The 22,553-nt window shown below is 74.1% G+C and carries 3 protein-coding genes; all 3 read right to left on the bottom strand.

The features are described from left to right. Positions 1-24 precede the first annotated feature (24 nt). Genes ACH4FX_RS39840 through ACH4FX_RS39850 form a run of 3 tightly spaced genes read right to left on the bottom strand, consistent with a single transcriptional unit; the run spans position 25 to position 22,552 of the window. The gene (locus tag ACH4FX_RS39840) at positions 25-20,286 is read right to left on the bottom strand and encodes an SDR family NAD(P)-dependent oxidoreductase (RefSeq protein ID WP_398486412.1); all 20,262 of its coding nucleotides are present in this window, start codon (positions 20,284-20,286) and stop codon (positions 25-27) included. After that, the gene (gene asnB, locus ACH4FX_RS39845; protein WP_398486413.1) at positions 20,283-22,274 is read right to left on the bottom strand and encodes an asparagine synthase (glutamine-hydrolyzing); all 1,992 of its coding nucleotides are present in this window, start codon (positions 22,272-22,274) and stop codon (positions 20,283-20,285) included. The genes ACH4FX_RS39840 and asnB overlap by 4 nt, the downstream gene beginning before the upstream one ends. Then, entirely contained in the window at positions 22,262-22,552 is a 291-nt protein-coding gene (locus ACH4FX_RS39850) for an acyl carrier protein (RefSeq protein WP_398486414.1), read from the bottom strand. Before ACH4FX_RS39850 ends, asnB begins: the two co-directional genes overlap by 13 nt. Position 22,553 lies beyond the last annotated feature (1 nt).

Genomic DNA, 22,553 nt, shown 5'->3' on the forward strand with positions numbered 1-22,553 from the left:
GCCGGCCCGGTGTGCGGTCCGGTGTCATCGCAGGTGCTCGGTGAGCCACCGGTGGACGGCGAGCGCGGTGGTCGCCGCGTGCTCGTCGAGCATCGAGAAGTGGTCGCCGGCCACCTCCACGCGGGTGTGCGCCGCCTCCCACGTGGGCCGCCGTCCGTCGCCCAGCAGTTGGGGAACGGGGGTCCGGGCGGCGACGAAGAGGGTCGGCGTGGTGGCCGGCCCCGGCCGCCAGCCGTCCAGCAGCCGCGCGTACCAGGCCATCGCGGTGAGCTGGTCGTCGTCCAGCGGCAGGTGCGGGAACCGGTCGAGCAGCAGGCGCGAGATCCCCGCCATCCGGTGGCAGAGGGATTCGCCGGTCAGGTCCGTGTCGCCGGTCGAGCCGGGCGAGTCGAGCAGGACCAGGGCGGCCGGCGGGCTGCCCGCCGACTCCAGGCGCCGGACGACCTCATGGGCCGGCCAGGCTCCGGAGGAGTACGCCGCGAGGGCGAACGGCCGCCCGGCGAACCGCCGGAGCAGCGCGTCGGCCTGCGCCGTGGCCGCCGCGTCCAGGGTCTGCGGCAGCGCGTCGCCCGTCCCGTAGCCGGGCTGGGCGGCCGTCCAGACCTCGCGCCGTCCGCGGAGCGCGGCGGCGAACTTCACGTACTGGTACGGGCCCGTGGGGGCGATGAGGGACGGCAGGCACACCAGCGCGGGCTGCTCCGTACCGTCCGCCAGCCGCAGGATCTCCGGCTCCCGGCCGCCGCCGGCGGCGGTGAACCGCGGCCTGAGCTGAGCCGCCGCGGCCAGCAGTTCGCTGCCCTGCTGGAGGCTGCCGTTGCGCGATGCCGCTTGGAAGAGACCGCAGACGGAGTGCGGGGCGGGCGCCGCTTCCCGGGCGGCGGCGGCCGGTTCGGCGGGCGTGGGAGCGGATGCGGATACGGGGGCGGGTACGGGCGCGGCGCCGTCCGCCGCCGGTTCCGGCCGCAGCCGGGCGACCAGCGCGTCCACCCGGTCCGCGGAGGCGGTGAGGAAATGGGCGCACAGCTGGTCCACGGACTCGGCGTCGAACAGCAGCGTGGAGGAGACCTCGCCGAGGTCCTCGCGCAGCGCGTTGGTCAGTTGCAGGACGAGGATCGAGTCCATGCCGTACGTGCTGAGTGGCGATGCGGCGTCGATCCGCTCCGCGGGGATCCCGAGGGTCTCGGCGGCCTTGTCGCGGAGGTAGGCGGTCAGCGTCCCGGCGCGGTCGGCCTCGGTACGGGCCGGTGCCGGTGCCGGTGCCGCGGGACGTTCCGGCTCCGTACGGACGGGTTCCGTACGGACCGGCTCCGTACGGACCGGCTCGGGCGCGGTCACGGCCCCGTCCGTCGTACGGACCGTCTCCGCCGCCGGTGTCACCGGGCGGTGTGCCGCGCCCGCGACGCGCTGCCGGGCGATCCCGTCGCTCTCGGCGGCGATGATCTGCTGCCCGAGCGCACGGGCCTGCGGCAGGACGAAGACGACCTCCCGGAAGCCCTCGCCGTGCAGCACGTCGCGCCAGCTCTCCGGTGAGAGCGCGGGCGAGCCGGGGATGCGCAGCGGTGCGTCCTCGAACAGCCACCAGCCTTCCAGCAGGCCGAAGGTGAGGTGGCTGAAGATGTCGAACGCCACCAGCTCGTTCAGCAGCAGCCAGCCGCCGTCGCGCAGGGCCGCCTTGGCGTTGCGCAGGGTGTTGCGGGTGTCGCGGGTGGCGTGCAGCACGTTGGCGGCGATGACCAGGTCGTAGCCGCCGGCCTCGATGCCCTGCCCGGCGAGCGGCTGTTCGGCGTCGAAGCGCGTGGTGGACAGGTACGGCGCGTCGGTTCCGTACGAGGCCCGCGCATGGTTCAGGAACGCCTTGGAGAGGTCGGTGTAGGTGTACGTCTCGATGCGGTCCCGGTACGGGCGCAGCGCGGCGAACAGGCCCACGCTGGTGCCGCCCGTGCCCGCGCCGATCTCCAGGATGCGCAGGCGCGCGTCCGGGTCCTGGGCGAGCCGCTGGCGGACGATGTCCAGGGCGGCGCCGGCCAGCGCGCGGTTGTAGGTGTCGGCCACCCGGTTGTCGCGATAGCAGCCCTCGACCAGGGCGACGGAGCCGCGCGGGAAGAGGATGTCCGTGGGCCGGGTGCGGCCGGTCAGGATGTCCGGCAGGGCCCGCAGCGTCGCGTCGACCAGCTCCAGTTCGGCCTTCTTGTCGGGGTCCGCCGACCAGGCCGCGCGGCGGTCGTCCCACTCGCGGTCCAGCGTGGCGAGCGGCGGGACGGCGTCGGGCAGCACGCGCAGGGCGTGTTCGAGCCAGGTCGTGTAGCGGTCCAGGATGCCGGCCCGCCCGCCGAGCCGTGCCGCCTCGGCGCGGGTGACCCCGCCGCCGGGGGCCGGGCTGTCCGGGCCGAGGACGCCGAGCGCTTCCAGGTGGCCGCGGAGCATCCGCGCCAGGAGCGGGTCGCGTTCGGTGCGCCGCCAGTCGGCCACCGCGCGCAGGGTGTCGCCGTCGTCCGCCGGGGCGTCCGCCGCGCCGACCGTCACACGGGCCGCCGGGGAGCGGTCGTACACCGTCGTACGGGTGGCCGGGTCCACCGCCTCCAGGGCGTCGGGCCGGGACAGTTTGACGAAGCCGAGCTGCGGCTGCGGGCCGCCGAGGAGCGTGCCGAGCGCGGCCATCGCCTCCGGCGGCTCGATCGAGGTGAAACCCCAGCCGGTCATGCGCCGGCGGTGGTAGTCGGACGACGCGCTGCCCAGGCTCCCCCACCAGCCCCAGTTCAGCACCTTCACCGGGCAGGCCCAGTGCAGGGACAGCTGGTGGGCGTACGCGTCGGCGAAGGTGCAGCCGGCCGCGTAGTTGCCCTGTCCGGCGGCGGTCGTGAACGACTGGACGGAGGAGAAGAACACCGCGAAGTCGAGCGGTTCGGCGGCGAAGACCTCGGCCATCGCGGCGCTCACGTCGACCTTCGCGGCCAGCCCGGCCCGCAGGGCGGTCTCGTCCATCCTGGCGAAGCTCTGGTCGCGCAGGACCAGGGCGGCCTGGACGACGCCGTGGATCTGCGGGTGCCGCGCCTTGATCTCGGCGTGGGCGCGGCGCAGTGCCGCGGGGTCGGCCGCGTCGGCGCGGATGTAGTGCACGTCGCCGCGGCCGTGCACGGCGCGCAGCTTGGCGTCCATGGACGCGTCGTGCGGGCTGCGGCCGATCCAGATGACGTGGGCGCCGTACTCTTCGACCATGTGCTGCGTCCACGCGGTGCCCACCCCGCCGGCGCCGCCGATCACCACGTAGACGCCGCCTTCACGGTACGGCGCGGGCCGTTCGGGCCCCGCGTCGCACGGGCTCCAGCGCCGGACGAGCCACTGGCCCGCGCGCCGCGCCCAGGTGTCGCCGTAGGAGTGGGCCGGGAGCGCCGCGATGTCGTCGAACCAGGCGCCGGTCTCCTCCGGCAGGTCGGCGGGCCCGTCGAGGTCGACGCGCCGGACCGTCCAGTTGGTGTACTCGCGGCCGAGCGAGCCGAACAGGCCGTGCAGGCCCGCGTGGGCCGGGCGGATGTCCTCAGCGGCGTGGGTGGGCAGGCTGCGGCGGGTGACGAGGGTGATGCCGAGCGGGCGCGCGTCGTGGCCGGTGCGGAGCAGGGCCTTGATCATGCGGTGGGCGGCGACCACGCCGGTCTCCTGGGCGGCCACGAAGCCCGCCGCGTCGGTCGGTTCGGGCGCCGTGTCGGGGGCGATCCACAGGAGGTGGTCGACGGGCCCGGTGGCCGCGAGGAACGAGGCGACCTCGTCGGCCGGCGCGGACGGGGCCAGCGGCCAGGCCGTGGCGCGCGGGTGCCGGGCGGCGACCGCGGCGCGCTGGTCGGCGCCGCCGCCGACGATCAGCACCCGGTCCTGGCGGGACGGTACGGCCGCGTCCGCCGCGCCGTCCGGCACCGCGGCCGGCAACGGCTCCCACACGGGCGCGAACAGGGACGGCACCGGCTCCTTGACGCGGCGCGAGGTGTAGCCGGTCATCCGGACGCACACCGCCCCGTCGGTGTCGAGCAGGTCGATGTCGAGCTTGCTGAGGGGGCTCGCCGCGCCGTCGCCGGCGACCCGGACCACGGCCCACATGGAGTCCGTGCACGGGGCGTAGAGGTCCAGCTGCTCCAGCGCGAAGGGGATGACCGTCTCCTGCGCGGCGCCGCCCTGGGCGAGCTGGAGGGCGATGGACGCCTGGACGGCGGAGTCCATCAGCGCCGGGTGCAGGACGTACGGCGTGGCGGGCCGGTCCGCGGCGGGCGGCACGGCCAGCTCGGCGAGGACCACGCCGTCACCGGCGTAGGCCGCGCCGATCGCGCGCAGCGACGGGCCGTGGGTGATGCCCATCGCGACCAGTGCCGCGCCGATGCGCTCGGCGGACACCGTCGTCGGGCAGCTCGCGCGGAGCGCCGCCAGGTCGGTACGGGCCGGGCGCGGCGTGCCGCAGCGGCTGACGCGTCCTTCGGAGCAGACGGCGGGTTCGGCGCCGGGCGGGGTGCCCCGGGATGTGACACGGAAGGCGACGGTGCCGTCGGCCACCGGCTCGGCCAGGACCTCGGCACCGGCCGGCGCGCCGTCGGCGACGAGCGGCTGGACCCAGGTGATGTCCCGCATCCGCAGCGGCGCCGTGGCGTCGGCGCCGAGTGCGTGCCGGGCCGTCTCGCGTGCCATCTCCAGGTGGGCGACGCCCGGCAGGACCCGCCGGCCGCGCACCAGGTGGTCGCGGAGGAAGGATTCCGTACCGGTCAGGACCGCTTCGGCGCGCAGCGCTCCGGCGGTGCCCGGCACGGGTTCCAGCGCGCCGATCATCGGGTGGCCCGGCGCGGGGGCGGCGGCCTGTGCGGCGTCAATCCCGGGAGCCTTGGCCGGCAGGGCTGCCGGCCGGGCGGGCGGCGTGTCCGTCGCCCAGTGGCTCTCCCGGGCGAACGGGTACGTCGGCAGCGGGACGCGCAGGTATGCGCCGGGCGTGAACAGCGTGCCGTAGTCGAGCTCGGCACCGCCCGCGTAGCACTCGGCGAGGAGCTTCAGGTCCGCGGTGAACGCCGCGTCCGTACGGCCGGTCGCGCCGTCCCGCCACTGACGCAGGCACGCCGTACCGCGCTCGGCCAGGGCCGCCGTGTCCTCGCGCGGGGCACCCGGGCCGCCGGTGAACGCCCGTGGCCCGCCGAGCCCTTCGTCCAGGGCGCGCAGCAGCTCGTCGCGGTCCCGTACGACGCAGGCGAAGCGGTGCGCGAAGTGCTCGCGGCCGGCGACGAGGGTGTGGGCGAGGTCCCCGACGTCGAGCGACGGTGTCCGGCGGCAGTGCGCTGCCAGGCGCGCCGCCTGCTCGGCCAGCTGGTCGCGGGAGTGCGCGGACAGCACGACGAGGTGGGCGGGGACCGGCGGGCGGGGCCGGGAACGCGGGACCGGCGGCGCCTCTTCGATGACGACGTGGGCGTTGGTGCCGCTGGCGCCGAAGGAGCTGACCGCGCCGCAGCGCGGGACACCGGGCAGCGCCTCCCAAGTGTGGGTGCGGGTGCTCGGGTAGAAGGGGCTGCCGTCGAGCGGGATGGCCTCGTTCGCCTTCTCGAAGTGCAGCGAGGCGGGGATCTGCCGGTGCTTCAGCGCGAGCAGGATCTTCAGTACGCCCGCCACGCCCGCGGCGAACTGGGTGTGCCCGAGGTTGGTCTTGACCGAACCGACCGCGCAGTACCCGGTCTTGTCGGTACCCGCCCGGAACGCCCGGGTCAGGGCCCGGAACTCGATCGGGTCGCCCAGTTCGGTGCCGGTGCCGTGCGCCTCGACGAGCTGGATGTGCCCGGGGTCGATGCCGAAGCCGTCGTAGACCTCGCGCAGCAGGCTCTCCTGCGAGACGGAGCTGGGCGCGGTGATGCCGTTGGTGGCGCCGTCGTGGTTGGTGCCGCAGCCGCGGATCACACCGTGGACGTGGTCGCCGTCGGCGAGCGCGTCGTCGAGCCGCTTGAGGACGAGGACGCCGACGCCCTCCCCCGGCACGAAGCCGTCCGCGCGGTGGTCGAAGGTGTGGCACCGCCCGGTCGGCGAGAGCATGTTGGCGCGTCCGGCCAGCTCGTACAGGCGCGGGGTGGACTGCACGAAGACGCCGCCCGCCAGGGCCATCGTCGTCTCGCCCGACCAGAGGTCCTTGCACGCGAGGTCGAGCGCGACGAGCGAACTTGAGCAGGACGTGTCGACCGCGACGGCCGGGCCCTTGAGGTTGAGGAAGTACGAGACGCGGCTGGGGATGAAGGAGGCGGTGTTGCCCCAGAACGCCTGGGCGGGGGCGTGCTCGCCGACCAGCTCCGCGTAGTCGCCGTTCCAGCAGCCGACGTAGACGCCGCAGCGCCGCTCGCTCAGCTGCCGGCCCGCGTAGCCGGCGTCCTCCAGGGCCTTCCACGCCTCCTCCAGCAGCAGCCGCTGCTGCGGGTCCATGGTGGCGGCCTCGACGCCCGAGATGTTGAAGAACAAGGGGTCGAACGCGTCGATCCGGTCGAGGAATCCGCCCCGGGTGCAGCGGCGCGCCGCGTCGGCGGGGTCGGGACCGCTCAGGTCCCAGCGGGTGGCCTCGGTGACCAGTTCGTCGCCGTTGACCAGGTGCTCCCAGAGGTCGTCGAGCGTGTCGGAGCCGGCGAAGCGCCCGCTCATGCCGACGATGGCGATCGGGGGCCGGGCACCGGCGGGCTCTTGGCGGGCACCCCGCGGACGCGCATCGGTGGCGGAGGCGGGGGTGCTCACGGGGCTGCTCTCGGAAGCGCTCACGGCAGCGGCGGCCGGTTCCGGTGTGCCGGTGCGCGTGATGGCGTCGCGGTGGTCGGCCAGCAGGTGGGCGGTGAGGCGGTCGGCCGAGCTGTGGTCGTAGATGACGCTGGTCGACAGGTCGAGACCGAGGGCTTCGTTGAGTTCGTGGACGAGGCGGACGCCGAGGATGGAGTCGAGCCCGTAGTCGGCGAAGGCGAGCGCCCCGTCGATCTCGTCGTCGCCCATCGCCAGGGCCCGGGCCAGCTTGTCCCGCACCACGCGGGCGACACGCTCGTCCAGGGGCTCGGGGACGAGCGGTCCGGGGGCCGGTGGTTCGGAGACCGCCGCAGTGGGCGCGATGGCCGACGGCTGCGGGTCGGCCGGGCCGCTGTTCGGCTCCGTCCGCACCGGCTCCGTACGTACAGGCTCCGTACGTACAGGCTCCGTACGTACCGGCTCCGTCCGTACCGGCTCCGTCCGTACCGGCTCCAGGTCCCCGATCCAGTAGCGGTCCCGCGCGAAGGGGTACGTCGGCAGCGGGACCCGGCGGGGCGTCGCCGCTCCGTGCAGCACGCGCCAGTCGAGCGGCACCCCGTCGGCCCAGAGCGCCGCCAGCTTGTCCAGCTTTCCGGCGCGTATCCAGCGTTCGACCAGCAGTTCCTGGAGGTCGTCGTCGGCGGCCAGCTCCGCGAAGGCGCCTTGTATCCGCCCCGCGGTGCCCCGGTGCAGGCCCGGCACGGTCTCCTCGCCATTCAGGTACGCGCGCAGGGCGCCGTGCAGGTCCCGCGCCGAGGCCGCGACCACCGCGAGGCGTTCGGTCATCGCCTCACGCCCCGTCTGGAGGGTGAAGGCCAGGTCGGCCGGGTCGGTGTCGCCACCGCCGTCGCTGTCGAGGAAGGCCGCCAGGCGTTCGGCGGCGCCGCGCAGCTGCCCGGGGGTCCGGGCCGACAGCACGAACAGCTGATCACGGCCGGTGGTCACGGCCCGTGCGGCTCCGGCGCCGTACCGCTCGCCGAACTCCTCCACGATGACGTGCGCGTTCGAGCCGCCCGCGCCGAACGACGAGACCGCCGCGATCCGCGGGCGCCCGGACGGCGGCTGCCACGGCGCCGGCTCGCGCTGGACGGAGAACGGCGTCTTCTGGAAGGCGATGTTCGGGTTGGGCTGTTCGGCGTGCAGGCTCGGCGCGAGCTCCCGGTGCTGGAGCTGGAGGACGGCCTTGGTGAGTCCGGCGATGCCCGCGGCGGCCTCCAGGTGCCCGATCACCGACTTCACCGAGCCGATCGCGCAGAACTGCCGGTCGGCCGTGTCCTGTTCGAAAGCGCTGGTCAGGCCCTTGATCTCGACCGGGTCGCCGAGTTCCGTACCGGTGCCGTGCGCCTCGACGAAGCTGATGTCGCGCGCCGCGACCCCCGCCCGCGCCATGGTGTCGCGCAGCAGGTCCGCCTGGGCCCGCGGGTTCGGCACCGTGTACCCGTTGGAGCGTCCGCCGTGGTTGATGCCCGTCCCCCGGATGACCGCGCGGATGTGGTCGCCGTCGGCGAGGGCGCGGGAGAGCGGCTTGAGCAGGACGCAGCCGACGCCCTCGCCCGGGACGAAGCCGTCCCCGCCGCTGCCGAAGCTGCGGCAGCGGGCGTCCGTGGACAGCATGGTGGAGCGGCACAGCTCGATGTAGTCGAGCGGGTGGAGGTACAGGTTCACCCCACCGGCCACGGCCATCTCGCAGGCGCCCCGGTACAGGTGCTCGCATGCCTCATGGACCGCGGTGAGCGACGCCGAGCACATGGTGTCGATGGTCAGGCTGGGTCCGCACAGGTCCAGTACGTAGGACGTACGGGCGCTGAGCGAGGCGAAGGACAGCGCGGGCACCACGGTCTCCCCGGACGGCAGGCGCCCCGCGCCGTGCCGCCCGTGGCCGGTCTTGGTGACCCCGGCGAAGACCCCGACGCGCTTGCCGTGCCGGCGCGCGATCTCCTCGCGGGAGTACCCGGCGTCCTCGAACACCTGCCACGCCGCCTGGAGGAACAGGCGCTCCTGCGGGTCCATGGCGTAGGCGTCGCGCGGCGCGATCCGGAAGTGCAGCGGGTCGAACGCCGCGAAGTCGTCGAGGAACCCGCCCCACTTGCTGTAGCTGCGGCCGGTCGCGACCGCCTGCTCGCGGTCCGGCTCGAAGAAGCCGTCCAGCGGCCAGCGGTCGGCCGGTATCTCATCGACGCAGTCCCGTCCGGCCTTCAGGTTCGCCCAGAACTCGGCGAGGTCGGCGGCGTGCGGGTAGCGGCCGCTGAGGCCGATGACGGCGATGGGTTCACGGTCCGCGGGGGCGTCGGGGGCCGGGGACACGTACGGCGCGGGGGTACGGTCCGTCCGCGCACCGGCGGGCGGCTCGGGCGCGGCCGTCGCCGGTTCACCGGCCCAGGCGCGGGCCGCCGCCGTGTGCTCGGCGGCCAGGTGCCCGGCCACCGCGCGCAGCGTCGGGAACTCGTAGAACAGGGTGGCCGGGACCTCGCCGAACACGGTGGACAGCTCCTTGTTCAGCTGCACGATCATGATGGATTCGAGTCCCATGGCGCCCAGTTCCGCGTCGGCGTCCACGGACCGCGCGGGCAGCTTGGTGACGCGGGCGAAGAGCGCGGCCAGGAGGCGCAGGGTCTCGCGCGCCAGGCGCCCGTCCACCGGGGCCGGTGCCTCGGGCAGCGCCGGCGTCGCGGGCCGTACCGGTGCCTCGCTCTGCGCCGGTGCCGCGGTCCGCGCCGGTGACGCCGCCCGTGCCGGGGCCTCCGCGGCGGCGGTACGGCACGAAGCCGCCGGTACCCGTGCCGCGTCGCCGTGGTACACCCACACCTGCTCCGTGCCCAGCCGCCAGGCGCGGGTGAGGGCCGCAAGGCCGTCGGCCGTCTCCATGGGCGCCAGGCCGCGGCTGCGCCACAGATAGGCGAGCGTGCCCTCGTCGACGGTCATCCCGCCGTCCTTCCACAGCGGCCAGGCGATCGACAGGGTGCGGCCCGCGCGCTCCCCCACGGCGACCCGCGCGTCGCGGAGCGCGGCGAACGCGTCGAGGAAGGCGTTGGCCGTGGCGTAGTCGGCCTGGCCGGGGTTGCCGGTGACCGCCGCGCCCGACGAGAAGGTGAGGAAGAAGTCGAGCGGGTCGTGCCGGGTGGCCCGGTCGAGGTGGACCAGCCCGTCGGTCTTCGGCGCGAGCACCTCCTCCCAGTCCTCGGCCGTCTTGTTGACGAGCGAGGCGTCGCGCAGGACACCGGCGGCGTGCACGATCCCGGCGATCTCGCCGATGCCGTCCCGGACCCGGCCGAGGAGGTGGCGCACCTCCTCCCACCGCGAGAGGTCCGCGCTTTCGTAGCGGGCCAGGGCGCCGGCGGCCCGCAGTTCGGCCAGCAGCGCGTCGATCCGGGCGTCCCGCGGCGACCTGCCGACCAGGACGATCGCCGGGTCGGCCACGTCCTGCGCGATCCGGCGGGCCACGGCCGCGCCGATGCCGCCCGCGCCGCCCGTGATCAGGTAGCCGCCGCCCGCGCGCCACGGCGTGTCGGTCGCGTCCGCCGGGGGCGCCGCCGGGTGCCAGGCCCGTACGGAGCGCTCGTCGCCCCGGTGGCGGACCAGGTCCGCGTCCGTGTCGCGGGCGTCGTCCACGACGGCGGCGGCCACGGCGTCGTCCGTACCGGTGCCCTCGAAGGCGATCAACTGGGCGGCGATACGGGAGTGTTCGAGCGTGGCCGTGCGGAGCAGGCCGGTGAGGGCCAGGTTGACCGTCTCGTCGCCGTCCGCCGGTGTCACGACTTGGAGGAGCGTACTGCCGTCGGGGGCGTCGGCGACGAGACCGCGGACGATCTCGAAGACCTGCTGCGACACGTCTCTGAAGCGGCTGTCCAAGCGCTCCTTGGCCGACTCGACGGCGAAGCAGCGCACACCCGGCACCCGCCGCTCGACCGCCCCGCGCGCGGAGGCGAGTGCCCCGCACAGGATGACGACGCGGTGGTCAGCGGTGCTGTCGGCGCTGGTGCTCGACGGTGCGGGGCGCGGGGTCCACCGCGGCGTCAGGAGTGTTGTACCGATGGCCGGGCCGTCATCAGGCGCGCTTTCCACCCGCGTACCGGGAATCCAGAAGCGCTGACGGGCGAACGGGTACGTCGGCAAGTGCGCCCGCTTCGGGACGCGCGGCCCGTACAGCGCGCGCCAGTCGATGTCCTCGCCCTCGGTCCAGCGCGCCAGTGCCTGGTTCTGCGCCGCGTCGCCACCGGAGCGTTCCCCATCGAGGAACGCGCGCAGTTTGCCGGCGAGTTCGTCGTGCGAGCGGACCACCCAGCCGACCCGCTCGGCCATCGCCTGCCGCCCCACCTGGAGGGTCCAGGCGATGGAGCGGAGGGAGGCGGGCTCGGCGGTGTTCTCCAGGTATCCGAGCAGGTTGCCCGCTGCCTCGGTCAGCTGGTGTTCGGTACGCGCCGAGAGCGGCACGAGCACGTCCGTCGTCTCCGTGACGTCCGTGGACCCCGTGGTCCCCATCGCCTTCGTGGTGTCCTTCGTCGTCTCCGTGGTGTCCACTGTCCGACCGGCCTCCCGGGCCTCGGTTCCGGCATCGTCCTGCACGTATTCCTCCACCACGACATGGCAGTTGGCGCCGCCGAAGCCGAAGCTGCTCACGCCCGCGCGCCGGGGCGCGGGCCGGCCGCCGCTGCCGCGCGGACGCGGCCACGGCCCGGTCTCGCGCACGATGCGGAACGGGCCGCCGTCGAGTTCGATGTACGGGTTGATCTCGCGGCAGTGCAGCGTCGCCGGGAGGACGCCGTGCCGCAGGGCGAGGATCACCTTCAGAAGGCCCGCGATCCCGGCGGCGGCCTCCAGGTGTCCGATGTTGGTCTTGACCGAACCGAGCCCGCAGGTGCCCCGGCCGGTGGCGCCCAGCCGCCGGAAGGCGGTGCGCAGGGCCCGTACCTCGACGGGGTCGCCGAGCGCCGTGCCGGTGCCGTGGGCCTCGATGTAGCCGACCGTGTCGGGGTCGGTGCCGCGCATCGCCGCGGTGACCAGTTCGGCCTGGGCGTCGGCGTTCGGGGCGGTCAAGGAGTTGGCCCGGCCGCCGTGGTTCTCCGCGCTGCCGCGCAGCACCGCGAGGATGGCGTCACCGTCGCGTTCGGCCGCGGCCAGCGGCTTCAGGACGACGGCGCCGACGCCCTCGCCGCGCACGTACCCGTCCGCGTCGCGCGCGAAGGTCTTGCAGCGGCCGTCCGCGCTCAGCATGCCCGCGCGGTGCGCGCTGACGAACGTGTCCACGCTGAGCAGCAGGTTCACCCCGCCGGCCACGGCCGCCTCGCACGCGCCCGACCTGATGGCCTCGACGGCCCGGTGGACGGCGACCAGCGAACTGGAGCAGGCGGTGTCGACCGGCTCGCTGGGGCCGCGCAGGTCGAGCACGTACGAGATGCGGTTGGCGAGCATCGAGTGCGCGTTGCCCGTCGAGGTGAACGCGTCCGGCTCCACCCCGTACGCCGTGAGCAGTGTCGCGTAGTCGCTGCCCGAGACACCGAGGAACAGACCGGTGTTCCTGGGCAGGTCGGCGGGTGTGTAGGCGCTGTCCTCCAGGGCGCTCCAGACGGTTTCCAGAGCGAGCCGGTGCTGCGGGTCCATCAGCTCCGCCTCGCGCGGGTAGACGCGGAAGAACTCCGCGTCGAACGCGTCCACGTCGTCCAGGACGCCGGCGTGCCGGGGGAAGTCGGCCGCCTCGGCGATGCGCCGGTACGTCGCGTCGTAGCGGTCCAGGGGGAAGGCGGCGACCGAGTCCCTGCCCGCGACGAGGTTGGCCCAGTAGGTGTCCAGGTCGGGCGCGCCGGGGAAGCGGCCGGCGGCGCCGATGACCGCGATGGGCTGCCACGGGTCCGCGGGCCGCACGGGCTCGGGGGCCGGTGCGGGGCCGGTGTCCGGCGCGGAACCGCGGTCCGGTGCGGAACCGGTGACCGGTACGGAACCGGAGGCCGGTGCCGTACGGGCGGACTCGCCGCCCCGCGACCGCTCGTAGGCCGCGCGCACCGGCTCCCCGGACTCCGCGAGGAGGTGCCGGGCCAGCGTGTCGAAGGTGTTCACGTCGAAGAAGGCGGCGGGGGTCACCTGGGCGCCGAAGCGTTCCTCGATGCGCCGGGCGAAGGTGACGAAGGAGATCGAGTCGAAGCCGAAGGCGTCGAAGCCGGTGTGCGCGTCCAGCTCCTCGGGCTCGTACTTGAGGATGCCGCCCGCCAGGACGCGCAGCTCGTCGACGACGAACGCGGTGAGGCCGTCACCGGCACCGCCGCCGTCACCGCCCCCGTCACCGGGCGCCCCGGCCGCCACCTGCCGAGCGCTCCGCTGCCGCGGCTCCCGCCGCACCACCGGTGGCTCCGCCGGTACGCCGTCCTCGTCGCACGTGATCCCCGAGAACTCCGCGAGCACCGCACCGGTACGGTCCAGCAGCTGCACACCGCCCTCGAACGGCCGGTCGCCGGCGGACACGGCGCTGCCGGGCAGCAGGACGACGTGCGCCACTTCGCCGTCGCCCGCCGCGCCGAAGACCCGTACCTCCGCGATGCGGTGCGGCCGCGCCTCCTGCCAGTGCGGCAGGCCGCGGTGCTTCGCGTCGAGCTGGAGGCCCTGGGTGACGGCCGCCAGGACGTGCGGAGCGATGGTGACGTTGCGCCGCACGGTGTCGCGCCGCAGCTCCGGCACGGCGAGGTCGAGGACGAGCCGCCCGTCCCGCAGCCGGTACGCGCCCGCCACACCGGAGTGCAGCGCCGGGTGGTCGAGCCCGCCCTCGGCGAGCTCCGCCCGGACGTCCGCCGCGCTCAGCACGTGGACGGCGTCGGCGCGCAGGCCGGCGGGCGAAGTGCCGCTCTCCGGAAGTCGCGCGGGCGGTTCGGCCTCGTACGCCTCGAAGGCGGCGACCAGTGTCCGGGCACCCGTCGCGTCCTGGGCGAACACCGCGCCGGTGGCCGCCCCTTCGCCCGCGGGCTCGATGAACGTGGTGACCAGCCGCTCGGTGGTGGCCCACGGGACCGGCGCGGGCAGCCGCAGACCGCGCACCAGCGGGTCCGCCGCGAAGCCGGACACCTTGGCCGCGGCGAGCGCCGTGTCGATGACGAAGGCGGGGACGACCGACGGTTGCTTGTCGCGCCGGTAGCCCCAGTCCCCCAGGTCGTCGAGGTGGACGTCCAGGCCGTACCGCAGCCCGTCGAGGTCGGACTCGTTGCGGCCGAGGAACGGGTGGAGCTTGTCGCGCAGGGCGAGCGGGGCGAGCACCGACGGCGCGGCGTCCTCCTGCGGCACCCAGCACCGCACCCGCTCGAACGGGTAGGCCGGCAGCGGCACGCGTCGCAGCCGGCGCGTGCCGGTGAGCCGGCTCCAGTCGACGCTCCGGCCGCCGGTCCACGCCGTGGCCAGCTCCCGGGCGTCCGCGGCCCGCGGGTCGTCGGTCGCCAGCGCCGCGTCCAGGTCGCGGTCCCCGGCGAGACGGCGGTCCACGGCCTCCAGGGCGCCCTGCACGTCCCGGGCGAAGAAGGCCCAGCGGCGCGGCAGTTCGTTCTTGCCGACGCGCAGGGTGTGCGCGATCGACGGCAGAGCGGCCGGGTCGGCCTGCTCCAGGTACGTACGGAACCGGGCGAGGGCCGTGTCCAGCGCCGTGTCGGTCATCGCCGAGAAGACGAAGAGCTCGTCGCGGCCGTCGGTGGTGTCGTGGGGGCCAGCGGCGTCCGGATCGTACTCCTCGATGACGATGTGCGAGTTCATGCCGCCCGCGCCGATGGAGGTCAGGCCGGCGCGCCGCGGGTGGACGACGGTGCGCCCGCCGTCCTCGGTGACCGCCGGTTCCCACCGGCCGAGTTCGCGCTGGACGCGGAAGGGCGTCCCGGCGAAGTCGATGTCGGGGTTGAGTTCCGCGCTGTGCAGCGACGGGACGAGGGTCCGCTTGGCCAGCTGGAGGACCACCTTGGCGAAACCGATCATGCCGGCCGCGTGCAGCAGGTGCCCCATGTTGGACTTGACCGAGCCCAGGGCGCAGAACCCGGAGTCCTCCGTTTGCTTGCGGAAGGCGGTGGTCAGTGCCTTGACCTCGATCGGGTCGCCGAGCGAGGTGCCCGAGCCGTGCCCCTCGACGTAGCTGACGGTGCGGGCGTCGATCCCCGCGTCCGCGACCGCCTTCTCGACGGCGCGGGCCTGCGCGTGCGGGCTGGGCACGGTGAAGCCGTTGCGCGCGCCCGCGTTGGACAGCGCGGTGCCCTTGATGACGGCGTACACGTGGTCGCCGTCCCGCTCGGCGTCGGCGAGCGGTTTGAGGACGACGGCGCCGACGCCCTCGCCGAGGATCGTGCCGTCCGCGCCGAGCCCGAAGCTGCGGATCACGTCGGAGGTGGCCGTGGTGAAGTGCTCGTGCGAGGAGGTGACCAGGTTGTAGGGGTGCAGCAGCAGGTTGACGCCGCCCGCGACGGCCATCCGGCACTCGCCCGCGCGCAGCATCTGCACGGCTTGGTGCACGCACGTGGACGAACCGGAGCACATGGTGTCGAGGAAGATCGACGGGCCGGTGAAGCCGTAGAAGTACGACAGCATGTTGGGCAGCGTCCCGGTGTAGCTGCCGCTGGCCGGTGAGCCGCGCAGCAGGCTGTTCTGGAAGCCGTGCAGCCCGTAGTGGTTGCTCATGGCGCCGACGAGCACGCCGACGTCGCCGTCGTACTCGCGTTGCAGCGTCTCGCGGGAGTACCCGGCGTCCTCCAGGGCCTCGACGCCGGTCTGGAGGAAGAGGCGGACCTCCGGTGACATCAGTTCCGCGTCACGCTTGGAGATACGGAAGTAGCGCGGGTCGAACATGTCGATGTCGCGCAGGAAGGTACCGGTGCGGATGGCGCTCTTGCCGGGGACGCTGCGGTCGGGGCTGTAGATCGCGTCGTGGTCCCAGCGGTCGCGCGGGACCTCTTCGAAGGTGTGGCGTCCTGCTTCGAGGAGCGTCCACAGCTCGTCGAGGGTGTCGGCGCCGGGGTAGCGGCCCGAGATGCCGATGACGGCGATGTCGTGGCGGTCCCGGCGCGCGGGCGCGGGCCGCGGGGCGGCGTCGGCGCGGGCCGGTGCGGGGCGCGCGAACCGGGCGCGCGGGGCGGACGGCCCGGCCACCCGCGGGGTCTCCGCCGCCGTCTCCGGCTGCCCCGGTCCGTCCGCCGCGCCGAGGACGGTCAGGAGGGTGTCGCGGTGGGTCTCGGCGAAGTAGCCGGCGACGCCTTCGATGGTGAGGTACTCGAAGAAGACCGTCTTCGGCAGCGGCCCGAAGAGCGCTTCGAGGCGCGCGGTCATCTCCAGGATGCTGAGTGAGTCGATCCCGTACTCGACGAGGTTGACCGTCGGCTGCATCGTCGCGGGGTCGTGGTGCAGCACCTCGCCCAGATGCTGCGCGAGCAGACTGGTGGTGCGCTCCAGCAGTTCGTCGTCGGCGAGCGCCGGCGCGGTCCCGGCCGGGGCCGGTGCCGGGTCCGCGGCGGGCAGGCGGCGTTCGGGCGCCACGGTGGCGTCGGCGCCGAAGGCGACGACGACGTGGGCGGGGGCGTCGTCCAGGAGCCGCCCCAGGACACGCAGGCCGTCCTCGGTGGGCAGCGGCTCCCAACCGCGCTCCGCGCGCATCGCCGCGCGGGTCACGGCATCGGCCGTCATCCCGCCGTCGGCCCACAGCGGCCAGCTCACGGCGACGGTACGGCCGCTCCGCTCCCCGATGTCGGCGAGCGCCCGCCGGTGGTGCGCGAAGGCGTCCAGGAAGGCGTTGGCAGCCGCGTAGTCGGCCTGGCCCGCGTTGCCGTAGACCCCCGCCACGGACGAGAAGACGACGAAGAAGTCGAGCCCGAGGTCGCGGGTCGCGGCGTCGAGGTGCAGGACGCCGCGCACCTTGGGCGCGGTCACCCGGGGCACGTCGGCGGCGTCCTTGTGCAGCAGGTACGCGTCGTGCAGGACGCCCGCCGCGTGCACGACGCCGTCGAGCCGCCCGTGCTCGCGGGTGATGTCCCGGACGGCGCGCTCCACGTCGTCCTTGCGTGCGACATCGACGGGCAGGTAGTGCGCGGCGACACCGGCGTCGCGCAGCGCGGCGAGGGCCGCCTCGCCCGCGTCCGGGGCCGCCCGGCCGCTGAGTACGACGGTGACGCCGGGGCGGCGCGCGAAGTACCGCGCCAGGTGCTGCCCCAGGCCGCCGAGCCCGCCCGTCACCCAGTAGACGCCGCCCTCCTTCAGCGGCGGCACCTGCGGTCCGTCGCCGAGTGCGATGTCCACGGGCCGCCATTCCTGGCGGGTGCCGTCGGCGGCGCGCCGGATCTCACCGGCGCCGTGCGGACCGGCCCCCTCCTCGGCGAGGATGCGGGCGATCCGTTCGGGGGGCGCGCCGTCGAGTCCGGCGACGCGGACGAGATGTCCGCCCACCAGCGGGTTTTCCAGGGCGGCGGTCCTGAACAGGCCGGTGACCGCCGCGTGGAAGTGCCGGGGCACCCGGTCGTCGACGAGGACGACGAAGCGGTGGGGCCGGTCGGGCTTGTTGCCCAGCACCTCCCGCATGCGCTCGACGAGCAGGCCGAGTACGGCGTCGGTGCCGTCGGCAAGCCGGTCGGCGGTCACGGCGGGCAGCGCGGTCACCCGGCAGCCGGCCGCGCTCGCGACCGCGGTGGCGTGGTCGGCGGCCCGGCCCGCGAGGAAGCCGTGCACGGTGGCGGTGCCGGCGGCGTCCGCGGCGAGCGGCGCGTCCACCCAGCGGCAGGTGCCCGTGACGACGCGGGACGCGGTCCCGTCGGCGGCCGTACCACCGCTCTTCCCGGGCGCGCTGCCCGGTGCCGTGCGCTGGACCAGCCCCCGCAGACGGGCGCAGACGGCGCCCTCGGCGTCGCAGAGGTCGATGTCGAACGTGTCGGGGCCGCTGCCGTCCCCGCTGGGCCGTGCCCAGGCCCAAGTCTCCGGTGAGCAGGGGCGGAAGATGTCCACCCGGTCGAGCGTGAAGGGTATCGCCGGCCCGTCGGCCGGGCCGCCCGCGGTGTGCGCCATCAGGACCAGCGTGGCCTGGAGGGCGGCGTCCAGGACGCTGGGCGGCAGCACGTGGCCGGTGCCCTCGTCGGCGGACGACGGCTGTTCGATCCGGGCGAGCACCTGCTCGTCCCCGAGGCGCAGTTCGGCCATGCCGCGCATGCCGGGGCCGTACTCCAGCCCCTGGCCGCGCAGCGCGGCGTAGGCGTCCGCGGGCTCCTGCCGGGTGCCGCAGGCAGCGCGCAGCGCGTCGAGGTCGAGCGCCGCGGGCTCCTCGGGGGCGGCCGTCTCGGCGGTGCCCCAGCAGTGGATCACGGCCGACGGGTCGTGCGCCGAGGGGCCCGTGTAGACCGTGAGCGCGACGGTGGCGCCGTCGCGCTCGTCGTCGCCGTCCCCGGGGAAGAGGCCCACGTGGACCTCGGCCGGGGCGTCGTCCACGGTCAGCGGGCGCAGCCACGCGATGTCACGCAGGCGGACGGGCGTGCCCGGCCGGCCGGCCCGGCCCGTGGCCGCCGACACCGCCGCGCGGGCCATCTCCACGTACGCGGCGGCGGGCAGCACGCGGGCTCCGCGCACCTGGTGGGAGGCGAGGAAGGGTTCGTCGCCCGTGAAGGCGGAGGTGTAGCGCTGCTCGAAGAGGCTGGAGGTGTTGCGGTGCAGGAGCGGGTGCAGCGCCGCGTCCGTGCCGGTCAGGGCGGTCTGCCCGGGAGCGCCGGCGCGGAACCAGTGGCGCTCGCGGGCGAACGGGTAGCCCGGGAGCCGCACCCGCCGCGGCCCGCCGTCGCCCTCGGCGTCCTGGGCCGCCCAGGCGTCGGTGCCGCCTTCGACCCAGCGCGTCGCCGACTCCAGCAGCCCGGTGGCCGCGTCGGCCGGGGTACCGGCGCCGGTGTGCACGGCGGTGTCCGCGAGGGTGCCGTCCACGAAGGAGCCGAGGGCCGTGACCAGTTCGGCGCGGTCGCTGACGAGGAACGCGACGCGTGCGGCCATCGGCTCGCGGCCGGTCCGCAAGGTGTACGCGATGTCGGCGAGCCGCTGCACCGGCCGCAGCGGGGCGGTGGGACCGTCGCCGGCCTCCTGTTCCCGCAGGTGGTCCAGGAGCGCGCCGGCGACGGCCCGCAGCCGTTCGGGGGTCTTCGCGGAGAGCGGCACGAGATGCGGGCCCGCGGGCTCCGGGGCCCGCTCGCCGTCCGCCGCGGGCAGGTGCTCTTCGAGCACCACGTGGGCGTTGGTGCCGCCGAAGCCGAAGGAGCTGACGCCCGCGCGGCGCGGCGCGGGCCGGCCGTCCGGGCCGGGCGGCGGCGCGTCCCAGGGCCGGGTGTCCCGCACGATGTGGAACGGGCTGCCGTCCAGCTTGATCAGCTTGTTCCGCGTGCCGAAGCCGGCCGTCGCGGGGAGCGTCCGGCAGGCGAGGGCGCCGATCACCTTGACCATCCCGGCGACGCCGGCGGCGCCCTCCAGGTGCCCGATGTTGGTCTTGACCGAGCCGATGCCGCAGCTCTCCGGGCGCGGTTCGGTGCCGTACGCCGCGTGCAGGTTCCGGAACGCCCGCTTGAGCGCGATCACCTCGATCGGGTCGCCGACGGGGGTGCCGGGGCCGTGCGCCTCGATGTACGTCACCGAGTCCGGCGGGATGTCCGCGCCCTTGTAGAGCCCTTCGATCAGGTCCGCCTGCGCGGCCGGATTGGTGACCGTCAGGGAGCTGGTCCGCCCGCCGTGGTTGGTCGCGATGCCCTTGATGACGGCGTGCACCTGGTCGCCGTCGGCCAGGGCCCGCGCGAGCGGCTTCAGGACGAGGACCGCGCCGCCCTCACCGCGTACGTACCCGTCGGCGTCCTGGTCGAAGGCGCGGGAGCGGCCGGTGCGGGAGAGCATGCCCGCCTGGCTGAAGGCGACGAAGTGCTTGGGCGACCAGCACAGGTTGACGCCGCCGGCCAGCGCGAGGCCGCACTCGCCGTTGCGCAGCGCGCTGACGGCTTCGTAGACCGACACCAGCGAACTGGAGCACGCGGTGTCGTTGGTGATGCTGGGGCCCTGGAAGTCGAAGAAGTACGAGACCCGGTTGGCGATGACGGAATACGCGGTGCCAGTGGGGAAGTACACGTCGGTGGGCGCCTTTTCGCGCTCCATCATTTCCGCGTAGTCGGCGTGGCAGACGCCCATGAAGACACCGGTCCTGGTGCCAGCGAAGGCGCTCGCCCGGTATCCGGCGTCTTCGATCGCGTGCCAGGCGAGTTCCAGCGCGAACCGCTGCTGCGGGTCCATGCTCTCGGCTTCGCGCGGCGAGATGCTGAAGAACGACGCGTCGAAGCGGTCGGCGTGCTCGACGAAGCCGCCCCAGATGCTGTTCGTCCGCTCGGTGCCGCTGCGCGGTTCGCCGAAGTGGCTTTCCTTGGACCACCGTTCGGGCGGTACCTCGGTTATCAGCGAGCGGCCCGCGGCGAGGTGTCCGAACAGTTCCGCCAGCGTGTCGGAACCGGGAAAGCGGAGGGCGAGACCGATGACCGCGACGTCGTCCGGGCGCGGGGCCGGCGGCGCGCTCATCGAGTTTCTCCGGAGTTCAGCCGGGCCCGGCGGCGGTCCACGGTCGTACGCAACATCAGTCGGGCGTCGGAGGGTGTGCCCATGTGCCTTTCCCGGTCGAGGACGAATTGCTGGTGGAGGACGGCGGTGGAGAGCAGGTAGACGAACGCCTGGTCCTCTTTGGTGCTGATCCCCTCGTCGGAGGTGGTCATGACCTTGTTGACGAGTTTCCGCGCGAAGACCGGATCGACGCAGTCGAGCTTCTTCAGCTCCGCGTCGGAGAGCAGCAGCTCCAGGTAATCGGGGCGCTGCTTCTTGAATACGGCGCTGCCCGGCGCCCGGTAGGGCTGCTTGGGCCGGGTCAGGCTGGATTCGGGCAGTTCACCACGGAACGCCTTCTTGAGGATGGCCTTCTCCGTGAAGCCGTCGTCGAAGCGCAGGTTCACCGACGCCGCGGCGCGCACGACGGCGGGATCGAGGAACGGGCAGCGGTTCTCGACGCTGTGGGCCAGGCTCATGCGTTCCCCCTGCGTCGACAGGAGGTAGCCGGCGAGCAGCGTCTTGTATTCGAGCCACTGGGCCTTCTGCACCGGCGACAGCGCCGCGTAGCCGGGGGTGGCACGGAGCATGGTGAGCAGGTCCGCGAACGGTTCTTCGCGGTCCTTCAGGAGGCGTACGGCGAATTTGCCGTTCTGGTAGCGCAGTTCGTGCGAGAAGAGGCCCGGCAGGCTCTCGGTGGAGAACTGGCGGAACAGGCCCGCGAGGTGTTTGCGGTGCGCGGGACCGAAATGGTCGAGTTCCGGGTAGAGGCTCGCGAGTCCGCGCTGCTTGGCGTCCTCGTCCAGGTCGTTCCAGGAAGCCCGCAGCAGCGTCTCGCGGAAGAGCGAGTAGCCGAGGAACGCCTCGTCGGCCCCCTCGCCGCTGAGGACCGTCTTGATCCCCGCGTCGCGCACGTGGCGTGACAGCAGGTACATCGGGACGAAGGCGGTGCGGAAGGCCGGCACCTCGGCGTGGTGGACCGCCGACTCGAAGTTCTCGGCGATGTCCGCGCCGGTGACGGAGATGGCGGAGTGCCGGGTGCCGAGGTGCGCGGCCACCACGTGCTGGCTGTCCGACTCGTCGAACGACGCCTCCTCGAACTCGACGGAGAAGGTGCGCACCTGCTGGGACGAGAGGTCGGTGGCCAGCTTGGTGACGATGGAGGAGTCGAGGCCGCCGCTGAGGTAGACGCCGACCTCGACGTCGCTGCGCAGCCGCAGCTCGACACTGGTGCGCAGGGTCTCGCGCACGTGGGCGACCGCCTCCGCCTCCGTGCCGGTGAAGGCCGGTGCGTCCACCCGCAGTTCCTCGTACGTGCGCAGGCTGCGGCGGTCGCCCCGGACGGTCAGGACGGCGCCGGTCGGCAGCTGGCGGATGCCCCGGAAGGGGGTGCGGTCGGGCAACGGGGTCCACAGGGCGTAGACCGAGGCCAGTTCGCGCGGGTCGAGCGCGAAGCCGAAGCCCGGGAAGGCGCGGAACGCCTTCATCTCCGAGGCGAAGAGGAACGCGTCACCGTGGTCGGTGTAGAACAGCGGGCGCTTGCCGTACCGGTCGCGGGCGAGCACCAGGTCCCCGGAGACCGCGTCGCGGATCGCGAGGGCGAAGGCGCCGTTGAAGCGCGGCAGGCACGCCTCGCCCCACTGGATCCACGCCTGCAGGACGACCTCGGTGTCGGAGTCGGTACGGAACGGTCTGCCGAGCCGGCGCAGCTCCTCGCGCAGCTCGATGTGGTTGTACAGTTCACCGTTGAAACAGATCCAGTGGCGTTCGCCGGGGTCCGCCATGGGCTGCGCGCCGGTGGCCAGGCCGACGATCGACAGGCGCACCGCCCCCATCGTGACGCCGTCGTCGAGGTAGTACCCCGCCTCGTCGGGCCCCCGGTGCCGGATCTGCGACAGCATCGAGGTGATGACCCGCGGTGCCTCGTCGGCCGGGAGCGTGGGCGCGATGAATCCCGCTAGTCCGCACACGCCACGCCTCCTCGCCCGTCGCCCGCGTGGGCGTGCTTTTCGGCCAGCCCGGCGACGAACGCGTCGAGGTCCGCCAGCGAGACGAAGACGTTGGCGAGCAATTCGTCGTCGGTGATGCGCAGACCGAACTCGTCCTCGATGAAGGTCATGAGCTGGATGTAGCCGAACGAGTCGATGACGCCGGCCTTGAAGAGGTCGGTGCCGGCCGTCACCTCCCCGCCGAATTCGACGAGGAACCGCTCTTCGATGAACTGCTGGAGCTTCTGTGTTCGGTCCATG

The sequence above is a fragment of the Streptomyces sp. NPDC018019 genome (assembly GCF_044327805.1).
GTDB lineage: Bacteria > Actinomycetota > Actinomycetes > Streptomycetales > Streptomycetaceae > Streptomyces.

What these genes read in the sequence shown, in the direction of transcription:
- ACH4FX_RS39850 (WP_398486414.1), bottom strand. Translation starts at nt 22,552, where the DNA reads ATGGACCGAACACAGAAGCTCCAGCAGTTCATCGAAGAGCGGTTCCTC.
- ACH4FX_RS39840 (WP_398486412.1), bottom strand. Translation starts at nt 20,286, where the DNA reads ATGAGCGCGCCGCCGGCCCCGCGCCCGGACGACGTCGCGGTCATCGGT.